The sequence below is a fragment of the Stenotrophomonas sp. SMYL89 genome (assembly GCF_036319985.1).
Taxonomy (GTDB): domain Bacteria; phylum Pseudomonadota; class Gammaproteobacteria; order Xanthomonadales; family Xanthomonadaceae; genus Stenotrophomonas; species Stenotrophomonas maltophilia_Q.
This window is the reverse complement of the sequence record NZ_JAWIRW010000008.1, coordinates 48,752-61,181: the sequence shown is the minus strand read 5'-3', so window position 1 is coordinate 61,181 and position 12,430 is coordinate 48,752. Positions and strand designations below refer to the sequence as shown.

Sequence of the window (12,430 nt, the reverse complement as noted above, 5' to 3'; positions counted from 1 at the left end):
GCGGGCTTACGTGCACCTTCGCGCTACTGGTTGACAGCCAGCGCCAGACGCCTACTCACTCCCACTCAATAGTAGCCGGCGGCTTCCCAGAGATGTCATAAACAACCCGCGATACCCCCCGCAACTCATTGATGATCCGGTTGCTCACCGTCCCCAGGAACTCATACGGCAGATGCGCCCAGTGCGCGGTCATGAAGTCAATCGTCTCCACAGCCCGCAGCGCAATCACCCACTCATAAGCGCGCGCATCGCCCACCACGCCCACCGACTTCACCGGCAGGAACACGGCAAACGCTTGGCTGGTCTTGTCGTACAAGTCGGCCTTGCGCAGCTCATCAATGAAGATGGCATCGGCCTTGGCCAGCAGCTCGGCGTACTCCGGCTTCACCTCGCCCAGGATACGCACGCCCAGGCCCGGACCCGGGAACGGGTGGCGGTAGACCATGGTGCGCGGCAGGCCCAGCTCAACGCCCAGACGGCGCACTTCGTCCTTGAACAGCTCGCGCAGCGGCTCCACCAGGCCCAGCTTCATGTGCTCCGGCAGGCCGCCCACGTTGTGGTGGCTCTTGATCACATGCGCCTTGCCGGTCTTGCTGCCGGCCGACTCGATCACGTCCGGGTAGATGGTGCCCTGCGCCAGCCACTTGGCGTTGCTCAGCTTGTTCGACTCTTCGTCGAAGATCTCAACGAACAGGTTGCCGATGATCTTGCGCTTGGCTTCCGGGTCGCTCACGCCTTCCAGCGCGGCGAAGTAACGGTCGGCGGCATTCACGCGCACCACCTTTACGCCCATGTGCTCGGCGAACATTGCCATCACCTGGTCGCCTTCCTGCCAGCGCAACAGGCCGGTATCGACGAACACGCAGGTCAGCTTCTCGCCGATGGCCTTGTGCAGCAGCGCGGCCACAACGGACGAATCGACGCCGCCGGACAGGCCCAGGATCACTTCATCATCGCCCACCTGCTCGCGAACGCGGGCGATCTGGTCGTCGATGATGTTGGCGGCGGTCCACAGGGTCTGGCAGCCGCACACATCCACCACGAAGCGGCGCAGCAGCGCCTGGCCCTGCAAGGTGTGGGTCACTTCCGGGTGGAACTGCACGCCGTACCAGCGCTTTTCTTCGTTGGCCATGGCGGCCACCGGAATGCGGTCGGTGGTGGCGGTGATGGTGAAGCCCGGCGGTGCAACGGAGACATGGTCGCCGTGGCTCATCCAGACATTCAGCTTCGGCTCGCCGCCGTGGTCGCTCAGGCCCTTGAACAGCGCATCGGGGTTGATCACGTTCACTTCGGCGTGGCCGAACTCGCGCTGGTCAGCGGCTTCGGTCGCACCGCCCAGCTGCGCGGCCAAGGTCTGCATGCCATAGCAGATGCCGAAGATCGGCAGGCCGCTGTCGAACACTTCCTGCGGCGCGGCCGGGGCACCCGGCAGCGTGGTCGATTCCGGGCCACCGGACAGGATGATGCCCTTGGCGCCAAACGCCGCGATCTCGGCCGGGTTGTGGTCCCACGCCCAGATTTCGCAGTAGACGCCCAGCTCGCGGATGCGGCGGGCGATCAGCTGCGTGTACTGCGCGCCGAAATCGAGGATGAGGATCTTGTCGTTATGGATGTTGGTCATGGTGCCGTTCCAGTGGTGTTTTTCGCAGCGCCCGGCGCTTCAAGGCTCTGTGTCAGCGTGGCGATGAACGCCTCGCGTTGTTGAATATGTGAGGGGTCTTCCTCGTCCCAGCGCAGCATCAGCAGGCCATGCGGTGCGTTGGGGTTGGAGCGGTCAGCGCGCGGCAGCTCGGCGATTTCCTGCACTTCGGTGCCAGGCACGATGCGCCGTTGCAGCGCCGCCATCGAGACGCCCGACTCCGCAGCGCCCCAGGACGCCCAGCGCACGCTCATCCGTGCGGGTTCCAGCGCGCCCAGCACCGGCGTCAGCACCGGATCATCCGGCCCGTGCAGCAGCTCGGTGATGCATTGCAGCGTGACCTGCAGCGGGCGCTCGCCGGTGCCTTTCAGCAGCCAGCGCTGCTCGCCTGCGGCCTGCACCTGCCAGCCCTTCGGCAGCGAGAACGCGTTCTGGCACGCCTGCACGTCCCTCACTTGCGAAACCGCCGCGCCCGGAGACCCGGAGCGCGGCGGCGGTTCGGACAACGAACAGCCTGCCATCAGCAGGCTGCCCGTAATCGCAAGAGCAGTTCGCAAGCGCATCAGGCGCGGTAGTTCGGCGGCTCTTTGGTGATGGTCACGTCGTGGACGTGGCTCTCACGCTGGCCGGCGCCGCTGATCTTCACGAACTTCGGCTTGCTGCGCATGTCTTCGATGGTGGCGCAGCCCACGTAGCCCATGGTGGCGCGCAGGCCGCCCATCAGCTGGTGGATGATGCCGCCCACCGGGCCGCGGTACGGCACGCGGCCTTCGATGCCTTCCGGCACCAGCTTGTCGGCGGTGGCGGCGTCCTGGAAGTAGCGGTCCTTCGACCCCTTCTCCATGGCAGCCAGCGAACCCATGCCGCGGTAGCTCTTGTACGAACGGCCTTGGTACAGCTCGGTCTCGCCCGGCGATTCCTCGGTACCGGCCAGCAGGCCACCAACCATGATGGTCGAGGCACCGGCGGCCAGCGCCTTGCCGATGTCGCCCGAGTAGCGGATGCCACCGTCGGCGATCAGCGGGATGCGGTCCTGCAGCGCTTCGGCCACCAGGTCGATGGCGGTCACCTGCGGCACGCCGACGCCGGCAACGACGCGGGTGGTGCAGATCGAGCCCGGGCCGATGCCGACCTTGACCGCGTCCGCGCCGCTGTCCAGCAGCGCCAATGCGGCTTCGCCGGTGCAGATGTTGCCACCGATGACCTGCACGTTCGGGAAGTTCTTCTTGACCCAGCTGACGCGGTCCAGCACGCCCTGCGAGTGGCCGTGCGCGGTATCGACCACGATCACGTCCACGCCGGCGGCGACCAGCGCTTCCACGCGGCGATCGGTATCGCCACCCACGCCGACGGCAGCGCCGACCAGCAGGCGGGTCGACAGATCCTTGGCAGCGTTCGGGAAGTCGGTGTTCTTCTGGATGTCCTTGACGGTGATCAGGCCACGCAGTTCGAACGAGTCATTGACCACCAGCACCTTTTCGATGCGGTTGCGGTGCAGCAGCTGCAGCACTTCGTCGGACGCGGCGCCTTCCTTGACCGTGATCAGGCGATCCTTCTTGGTCATGATGTGGCGGACCGGATCGTCCAGCTCGGTCTCGAAGCGCATGTCGCGATGGGTCACGATGCCGGCCAGCTGGCCGTCGCTGCCCACCACCGGCACGCCGGAGATATTGTGCGCCTGGGTCAGGGCCAGCACGTCGCGGATGGTGGTTTCCGGGCCGACGGTGATCGGGTCGCGGATGACACCGGCCTCGAACTTCTTGACCTTGGCCACTTCCGCGGCCTGCTGTTCCAGGCTGAGATTCTTGTGGATGATGCCCATGCCGCCGAGCTGGGCCATGGCGATGGCCAGGCGGGCTTCGGTGACGGTATCCATGGCTGCAGACAGGATCGGAAGCTTCAGCTTCAGGTCGCGAGTCAACCGCGTTTCGAGGTTGACGTCCTTGGGCAGGATGGTCGAGTGGGCGGGGACGAGCGAGACGTCGTCGTAAGTGAGTGCTTCAGCCTGGATGCGCAGCATCGGCATACCCGAGATGTGGGGAAGCGCGACATTTTACCCCTTTTCAGGGGCCAAGAACAGCATTTTTGGTAGCCAGAATTGGAACTTCGCGCGACACAGTGTCGCACCCGCTCACCTGTAGAGCCGAGCCCACGCTCGGCTGCTTTCCGCCAGACCGCGATGAGCCGAGCATAGGCTCGGCTCTACAGGAGGCCCGAGGCCCGGCACCACCAAGCGGTGCCGCAGCGTCGCGCGGGGCGGTGATTCATTCAGGGGGGGACGGGTCAGCTCAGCGCTTCCGCCGCTTCCAGGGTGTTCTGCATCAGCGTGGCCACGGTCATCGGGCCGACGCCACCCGGCACCGGGGTGATCCAGCTGGCCCGCTGGGCAGCGGCCTCAAACCCAACGTCGCCCACCAACCGGCCGTCGTCCAGCCGGTTGATGCCCACGTCGATCACCACCGCGCCCGGCTTCACCCACTCGCCCGGCACGATGCCCGGGCGGCCGACCGCCACCACCAGGATGTCGGCGTTGCGCACGGCCTGTTCCAGCACGTCCTTGGGGGTGAACTTGTGGCAGCTGGTCACGGTGCAGCCCGCAATCAGCAGCTCCAGGCCCATCGGGCGGCCGACGTGGTTGCTCACGCCCACGATGGTGGCGTTGCGGCCACGCACCGGCTGGTCGGTGTGGCCCAGCAGCGTGGTGATGCCGCGCGGGGTGCACGGGCGCAGGCCGAACTCGCGCAGGGCCAGGTGGCCGACGTTTTCCGGGTGGAAGCCGTCCACGTCCTTGCGCGGGTCGATGCGCTGGATCAGCCGGCGCGCGTCGGGAATGCCCGGCAGCGGCAGCTGGATCAGGATGCCGTTGATCTTCGGATCGGCGTTGAGCTGGTCGATCAGGTCGAGCAGCTCGGCTTCGGTGGTACCGGCCGGCAGGTCGTAGTCATGCGCCTCGATGCCGACCTTCTCGGCGGCACGGCGCTTGTTGCGCACGTACACGGTCGAGGCCGGGTCGCCACCGACCAGCACCACGGCCAGGCCTGGACGGCTGCCGCCGGCCGCCACGCGGGCGTCAACGCGCACCTTCAGGCTGTCGAGCAGGTCCTCGGCGATGCGGCGGCCATCAAGGATGCGGGCAGGATGCTGGGGGGCGGAATCGGTCATCGGGGGCAGGCGTGGGGCGGCGGGGACGCTATTGTCCCCGATTCAGGCCCCCTCGCCCACCGCCACGACGCCGGCCGACCCGCCCCTGTAGAGCCGAGCCTACGCTCGGCTCACGCGCATAGCGCGGCTCTATCGCAACCTGACCGAAGAGCAAGCCGAGCATGGGCTCGGCTCTACAGCCGACCGGCCCGCCCTTGTAGAGCCGAGCCTACGCTCGGCTCACGCGCGCAGCGCGGCTTTTTCGCAACCTGACCGAAGAGCAGCCGAGCATGGGCTCGGCTCTACAACCGTCCGCCCCACTCTTGTAGAGCCGAGCCTACGCTCGGCTCACGCGCATAGCGCGGCTTTATCGCAACCTGACCGAAGAGCAGCCGAGCATGGGCTCGGCTCTACAACCGTCCGCCCCACTCTTGTAGAGCCGAGCCTACGCTCGGCTCAAACGCGCAGCGCGGCTTTTTCGCAACCTGACCGAAGAGCAGCCGAGCATGGGCTCGGCTCTACAGCCGACCGGCCCGCCCTTGTAGAGCCGAGCCTACGCTCGGCTCACGCGCGCAGCGCGGCTTTTTCGCAACCTGACCGAAGAGCAGCCGAGCGTGGGCTCGGCTCTACAACCGTCCGCCCCACTCTTGTAGAGCCGAGCCTACGCTCGGCTCACGCGCAGCGCGGCTTTATCGCAACCTGACCGAAGAGCAAGCCGAGCATGGGCTCGGCTCTACAGCCGACCGGCCCGCCCTTGTAGAGCCGAGCCTACGCTCGGCTCACGCGCAGCGCAGCTTTTTCGCAACCTGACCGAAGAGCAAGCCGAGCACGGGCTCGGCTCTACTCTTCCTCTTCCGGCACGTCCTGCGGGTTCAACGTCTTGCTTGCCCGCTTCGGCGCGGTGAACGGCGTCGGCGTCGGTACGCCCTGCGGACTGTTGCCGTAGATCATCCGCGCACCTGCATTCAAACCACCACCGGCAATCTCCAGCTCAAAACGCTCGGCATCGCGGCGACGGATCTGCTCGGCAATCTCCACCGCGTCGTCCTCGTCCGCACCCAGCTCCACCAGCGCGGCCTGGCCGAACAGCACCGCCGACTCGAACGTCTCGCGGATCTGGAAATCGACGCCGGCATGGATCAACCGCAGCGAATGCTCGCGGTCGAACGAGCGCACCATCAGTTTGGCCTGCGGGAACTCGTGCGACACCAGTTCAACGATGCGATCAGCCGCCTCGGCCTTGTCCACGCACACCGCGATCGCCCGCGCGGTGGCCGCACCCGAAGCATGCAGCACATCCAACCGCGTGCCATCGCCGTAATAGATCTTGAAACCGAATCGCGCCGCGCTCTGGATCATCTCCACATCGTTGTCGATGATGGTCACGTCCACGTCGCGCGCCAGCAGCGACTGGCTGGCGACCTGGCCGAAGCGGCCAAAGCCGATCAGCAGCACGCTGCCGGACAGGCCATCGGCTTCGTCCACGCCGTCCATGTTCACCGTCGGCTTCGGTGCGATGCGCTTGTAGAGCAGCACCACCAGCGGGGTCAGCGCCATCGACAGCACCACCACGGCGGTGAAGTTGGCATTGATCTCCATGTTGATCACGCCGGCCGATGCCGCGGCGGAGAACAGCACGAAGGCGAACTCGCCGCCCTGTGCCATCAGCACGCCACGGTCCAGCGCCTGTGCGTGGTCGCTGCCCATGATGCGCGCGACCACGTAGATGCACAGCGCCTTGGCCGCCATCAACGCCAGCACCAGGCCGAGGATCAGCTGCCAGTTGCCCGCCACCACGCCCAGGTCCAGCGCCATGCCCACGCTGAGGAAGAACAGGCCCAGCAGGATGCCGCGGAACGGCTCGATGTCCGCTTCGATCTGGTGGCGGAAGGTCGACTCGCTCAGCAGCACGCCGGCCAGGAACGCGCCCATCGCCATCGACAGGCCGGACAGCTGCATCAGCAGCGCCGCACCCAGCACCACCAGCAGCGCGGCGGCGGTCATCACCTCGCGCGCCTTCGATTCGGCCAGCACGCGGAACAACGGGTTGAGCAGGAAGCGGCCGACCAGCACCAGGCCGACGATGGCACCGACGCCGATCGCCACCGACAGCCAGCGCGAGCCTTCGCCATCCACGCTGCCCGCGCCCGGTGCCATCCAGGCCACCAGTGCCAGCAACGGCACGATCAGCAGGTCTTCGAACAGCAGGATGGAGACGATCTTCTGCCCCGACGGCAGCGCGATGTCACCGCGCTCGGCCAGCAGCTGCATCACTACCGCGGTGGAGGTGAGCACGAAGCCGGTGGCGCCGATGAAGGCCACCTGCCACGGCAGGCCGAACAGCTTGGCGATGCTGGTCAGCACCAGCGCGCAGGTGACGATCTGCAGCGTGCCCAGCCCAAAGATTTCCTTGCGCAGGCTCCACAGGTGCGACGGCCGCATTTCCAAGCCGATCACGAACAGGAACATCACCACGCCGAGCTCGGCGGTATGCAGGATCGCCTGCGGGTCGGAGAACCAGCCCAGCCCGAACGGTCCGATCGCCAGGCCAGCGGCAAAGTAGCCCAGCACCGAGCCCAGGCCGGCCCGGCGGAACAGGGGCACCATCACCACCGCCGCGCCCAACAGGGCCACGACCTTGACCAGCTCGCTGGTCGCTGCTTCTACCGCCATGCGGTGTTTTCCCCAAGATCCAGAATCGGGTTCAACAATAGAGCAATGCCGATGACGGCAATAGCACGCATGTTGCGCCGGATTGTCTTGGAGGTGGAACGATGCAGGGATCGCCCCCCGACATCATCCCGAAATCGTTGCAAGTCGCTGTAGAGCCGAGCCCATGCTCGGCTGCTCTTCGTGCCGAGGCCAGAAGCAGCCGAGCATGGGCTCGGCTCTACAGTAGATCTACGCCATGCGTGGATGACGCACAGCCGCCGCGCCCCGGTAGATCCACGCCATGCGTGGATGACGCACAGCCGCCGCGCCCCGGTAGATCCACGCCATGCGTGGATGACTCCCCGGCCAGCCTCACCCGCCCCGGCAGAACGCGGCGTAATCGATATACCCCGGGAACGGCACGCCCGGCGCGCACACCGGGCAGTGCGGGTCCGGCCGGATGCCGGTCTCGCGGAAGCGCATGCCCAGCGCATCGAAACGCAACAGCCGCCCCACCAGCGGCTCGCCGATGCCCAGCAACAGCTTCAGCACCTCGGTGGCCTGCAGCACGCCGGCCAACCCAGGCAGCACCCCCAGCACCCCGGCCTCGGAACAGTTCGGCGCGAACTCCGGCGGCGGCGGCTCGGGGAACAGGCAGCGGTAGCACGGCGCCACGCCACGCTGGCGGCCTGCATCAAACACGCTGACCTGGCCGTCGAAGCGCTCGATGGCGGCATACACCAGCGGTTTTGCGTGCTTGATGCAGGCGTCGTTGAGCAGGTAGCGCAGCGGGAAGTTGTCCGAGCCGTCCAGCACCACGTCCACGCCCTCCAGCAGCGCATCCACGTTGTCGGAGGTGACCCGCTCGGGCACCGCTTCGACGTCGATGGACGGGTTCAGCGCCAGCAACCGCTCGCGCGCGGAATCGACCTTGAGCTGGCCGACACTGGCTTCGGTATGCACGATCTGCCGGTGCAGGTTGCTGCGCTCGACGCGGTCGTGGTCGGCGAAACGCAGGTGCCCCACCCCGGCCGCGGCCAGATAGAAGCCAGCCGGCGCGCCCAGCCCACCCGCGCCCAGCACCAGCACGCGCGACTGCTGCAACCGGCGCTGGCCGGCCTCCCCGACCTGCGGCAACAGCAAATGGCGCGAGTAACGATCAAAGAAATCGCGGTCGGCGGCGCTGGCCAGCGGCTGCACCAGCGGCAGCGACTGCTCGCGCCAGGCCACGGTGCCGCCGGTCACGGAAGCGACGTTGGTGTAGCCCGCCTCCAGCAGGAACTGCGCGGCATCGGCCGAGCGCTTGCCGCTCTGGCAGATCAGCAGGATTTCCTGGTCGTGACGCGGCAGATGCGCGGCCGGATCGGCCTGCAGCTCGCCCTTGGCCACGCCGCGTGCGCCTTCGGCCATGCCACCGGCACGCTCGTGCGCCTCGCGCACATCGATCAGCACGGCGCCATGGGCCAGGCGTTCACGCGCCTGCGTGGGGGAAAGCTCTTGGATGCTCATGGCCGCATTATCGCCCACGTCATGCCAGCCCGCCTCGGCCAGAGCCTGTAGAGCCGAGCCCGCGCTCGGCTGACGCGAGCAGCGCGGCGGTGGCACTACGCGAACAGCAGCCGAGCATGGGCTCGGCTCTACAGGGTTACCCCCGGCAACGAAAAAGGCGGCCCTGCGGCCGCCTTTTTCTGCGTCACTTGCCCTTGACGTGCTTCATCAAGCGCCGCTTGGCCTTGACCTGCCGCTCGGTGAGGACGTTCTTCTTGCCCTCGTACGGGTTGGTACCCTCGCGGAAGATGAAGCTCACCGGCGTGCCGATCAGCTTGAAGCGCTTGCGGAAGAAGTTCTCCAGGTAGCGCTTGTAGGATTCCTGCAGCTCCTTCAGGCGCGTGCCGTGCACGATGAAGGTCGGCGGATTCGCACCGGCCGGGTGCACGTAGCGCAACTTGGAGACGTGGCCGCGGATGGTTGGCGGCGGATTGGTCTCGTAGGCCACTTCCAGCGCCTTGTTCACTTCGCTGGTGGTGAAGGTCTTGTTCGCCGATTCGTGCGCGCGGTGCACGGCGCGGAACAGCTCGCGCAGGCCCGAGCCGTGCTTGGCCGAGATGCGCACCGATTCGGCCCACGGCACGAAGCCCAGCTTCAGCGACAGCATGGTTTCGGCCTGCTCGCGCTGGTATTCGGTCAGGCCATCCCACTTGTTGATGGCGATCACCAGCGCACGGCCGGCGTCGAGCACGGCACCGAGCACGGTGGCGTCCTGGTCGGTGACGCCTTCAGTGGCGTCGAGCATCAGCACGGCCACCTGGCACTGCTCGATCGACTGCATGGTCTTGACCACCGAGAACTTCTCGACGACCTCGTCCACGCGCGAACGGCGGCGCAGGCCGGCGGTGTCGATCAGGCGGTATTCGCGGCCATCGCGCTCCAGGTCCACCGCGATCGAATCGCGGGTGGTGCCCGGCACGTCGGAGGCAATCATGCGCTCCTCGCCGAGGATGCGGTTGACCAGCGTCGACTTGCCCACGTTCGGGCGGCCGACGAAGGCGATGCGGATGCGGTTCGGATCGTTGTCCAGCTCTTCGCCGCTGCCTTCTTCCGGCAGGCGCTGGATCACCTCGTCCAGCAGGTCGTCCAGGCCCTGGCGATGCGCGGCCGAGACGGTCAGCATTTCGCCGAAGCCGTAACGGGCGAACTCGGACCGCACGCTGTCCTCGTCGGTGCCGTCGATCTTGTTGATCAGCAGCAGCGTCGGGCGCGACAGCTTGCGCAGCCAGGCCAGGATCTCGTCGTCCAGCGCCGAGGTGCCCTCACGGGCATCGACGACGAACAGGATCAGATCGGCTTCGGCCGCGGCAGCCCGCGCCTGGCGCGTGGTGGCGCCGGCCAGGCCTTCGTCTTCGCCGGCGATACCGCCGGTATCCACGACGAGGAAATGGTTGTCCTCGTCGAGGCGGCAGACGCCGTAGTTGCGGTCACGGGTAACGCCGGGCTGGTCATGGACCAGCGCGTCACGGGTGCGCGTAAGCGCATTGAAAATAGTCGACTTGCCGACATTCGGCCGTCCAACCAGGGCGACCAAAGGCAGCATCGCGATTACTCCAATTTTTAATTTGCCAACCGGAAGGCGGTCAGCTTGCCATCCACGTTCTGCACCAGCAGCACCCCGTCGACGACGACCGGCTGGGCCAGCAGGGCGTCACCGCCGCTCTTCGCCCGTGCCGCCATCGCACCATCGGAGGTCTTCAACCAGTGCACGTATCCCTTGTAGTCGCCAACGACCACGTAATCACCGTGCAGCGCCGGGCCGGTCAGCGAACGACGCGCCAGCTCGGTCTGCGACCACATGGCAGCGCCGGTCGCCTTGTCCAGGCCGAACACGCCACCCTTGTTGTCGGTGACGAACACATTGCCCGACGACACCGCCACGCCACCTGCACCACCATGGTCACGCGCCCACAGCGGGCGACCGGTCGGACCTTCGATGGCCATGGTCTGGTTCTTGAAGCTGCTCACGAAGAGGGTGTTGCCCTCCAGCACCGGAGCACCGTCGACGTCGGCCATGCGGTCCAGCTCGGTACGGCCTTCGCCGTTGCCAAGGTTCTGTTCCCACAGGGTACGCCCATCCTGCATGGCCAGCGCGGCAACCGCGCCTTCGTCCTTGCCGATGAACAGCACGCCCGGACCGGTGACCACCGGGGCGTTGCCGCGCACGGTCAGCGCCGGCAGCTCGCTCGGGTTGAACCACTTCTGGGTGCCGTTGCCGGCATCGAAGGCGGTGACGCGGCCGTCGTTGCTGCGCACGAACACCAGGCCCTGGGCCACGGCCGGCGCGGCAATGACCTCACCCGGAACACGGGCGCGCCACTTCTCGCTGCCGTCATTGATGTCCAGCGCGATGACCTGGCCATCGAGCGTGCCGATCACGACCAGGTTCTCACCAACACCCGGACCGCCGGACAGGCGCAGCTTCGGCTTCTTCTTTTCCTTGGTCGGCTCCCAGGTCCAGACCTTCTTGCCGGTCTGCAGGTCGATGGCATGCACGCCACCGGTGATCGCCGCGGCGAACACATGGCCATTGGCCACGGCCGGGCCCTGGCGCACGCCGATGCGGCGCTCGCCCTTGCCGAGGTTGACCGACCAGGCCTTGTTGACCTTCACGCTCGGCTCGAACTTGACCAGCTCAGCCGGCTCCTGGGCCTTCTTCGCTGCCGCGTCCTTGCCGGCGAACCAGCCCTTCATGGTGCTGCAGCCGGTCAGGGCCATGCCCATCAGGAGCACGGTGGCGACGCGGGTGATCATGACCTTCTGACTCATCAAACCGACTCCGCAGGGGCGGCGACCGTGCCGCCGGCATCCATAACCTTGGTTTCCAGCAGGCGCCGCTGCGGCGCTGCCACGTCCAGCGACTTCAGCGCCTTCTCGTACTGTGCACGGGCGTCATCGCGCTTGCCCTGCGCCAGCAGCGCATCGCCATGGATTTCCAGGCTGCTGCTGTCGGTGGCGCTGCCCAGCAGCTTGATCGCCTCGTCGCTCTTGCCGGTGGCCACCAGCAGGCGGGCCACGCGCTGGTCGACCACGCGCTGCAGGTCGCCTTCGACCTTCACGGCGCGCAGGGTGGCCAGCGCTTCTTCGTTCTTGCCGGCGTCGACCTGGGCCTTGGCCAGCTGCAGCGCCGCGAGGTCGCCGTAGATGCTGGACGGGCCGGCTTCGAGCGCCTTGACCGCCTTGGCGGCGTCGTCGAGCTTGTTCTGCTGCAGGCCAACGAGCGCCTTCTGGTACTCGACATTGGCTGAGGCCAGCTTGCCGCCCTGATCCTTCTGGTACCACTGCCAGCCGGCAATGGCACCGATGGCGATGACCACGCCACCGAGGATGCTGGCGCCATTCTTCCGCAGCCAGCTGCGGACGCGTTCACTTTGTTCGTGCTCGTCGAGCAGATCGTCGATCGCCATGCGTACTCTCGCCCCGCCCATCGGGAGGGACCATTGGGTTTAA

General features: G+C 66.9%; 9 protein-coding genes. All 9 read right to left on the bottom strand.

The features are described from left to right. Positions 1-55: 55 nt before the first annotated feature. Positions 56-1,621 (bottom strand): glutamine-hydrolyzing GMP synthase, encoded by a 1,566-nt coding sequence (gene guaA, locus V3B41_RS11825; RefSeq protein WP_019337532.1) that lies wholly within the window; start codon positions 1,619-1,621, stop codon positions 56-58. Then, positions 1,618-2,094, bottom strand: coding sequence for a hypothetical protein (locus V3B41_RS11820; RefSeq protein WP_329861164.1), 477 nt, complete (start codon positions 2,092-2,094; stop codon positions 1,618-1,620). Before V3B41_RS11820 ends, guaA begins: the two co-directional genes overlap by 4 nt. 107 nt (positions 2,095-2,201) lie before the next feature. Further along, positions 2,202-3,659: an IMP dehydrogenase gene (gene guaB / locus V3B41_RS11815; RefSeq protein WP_005416248.1), complete on the bottom strand. Its 1,458-nt coding sequence runs from the start codon at positions 3,657-3,659 to the stop codon at positions 2,202-2,204. A 263-nt stretch (positions 3,660-3,922) separates the two neighbouring features. Beyond that, positions 3,923-4,801, bottom strand: coding sequence for a bifunctional methylenetetrahydrofolate dehydrogenase/methenyltetrahydrofolate cyclohydrolase FolD (gene folD, locus V3B41_RS11810; RefSeq protein WP_049402332.1), 879 nt, complete (start codon positions 4,799-4,801; stop codon positions 3,923-3,925). A gap of 819 nt (positions 4,802-5,620) precedes the next feature. After that, positions 5,621-7,453: a monovalent cation:proton antiporter-2 (CPA2) family protein gene (locus V3B41_RS11805; RefSeq protein ID WP_329861162.1), complete on the bottom strand. Its 1,833-nt coding sequence runs from the start codon at positions 7,451-7,453 to the stop codon at positions 5,621-5,623. 351 nt (positions 7,454-7,804) lie between these two features. After that, positions 7,805-8,941: a molybdopterin-synthase adenylyltransferase MoeB gene (gene moeB, locus V3B41_RS11800; protein WP_049427444.1), complete on the bottom strand. Its 1,137-nt coding sequence runs from the start codon at positions 8,939-8,941 to the stop codon at positions 7,805-7,807. Between the two features lie 184 nt (positions 8,942-9,125). Continuing rightward, positions 9,126-10,523 carry a ribosome biogenesis GTPase Der gene (der, locus tag V3B41_RS11795; RefSeq protein ID WP_012479950.1) on the bottom strand — a complete coding sequence of 466 codons (1,398 nt, stop codon included), beginning with the start codon at positions 10,521-10,523 and terminating at the stop codon, positions 9,126-9,128. A 17-nt stretch (positions 10,524-10,540) separates the two neighbouring features. Next, a complete protein-coding gene (bamB, locus tag V3B41_RS11790) occupies positions 10,541-11,749 on the bottom strand; it encodes an outer membrane protein assembly factor BamB (RefSeq protein WP_329861159.1) in 1,209 nt (402 codons plus the stop codon). Then, positions 11,749-12,387: a tetratricopeptide repeat protein gene (locus V3B41_RS11785; RefSeq protein ID WP_329861157.1), complete on the bottom strand. Its 639-nt coding sequence runs from the start codon at positions 12,385-12,387 to the stop codon at positions 11,749-11,751. The genes bamB and V3B41_RS11785 overlap by 1 nt, the downstream gene beginning before the upstream one ends. Positions 12,388-12,430 lie beyond the last annotated feature (43 nt).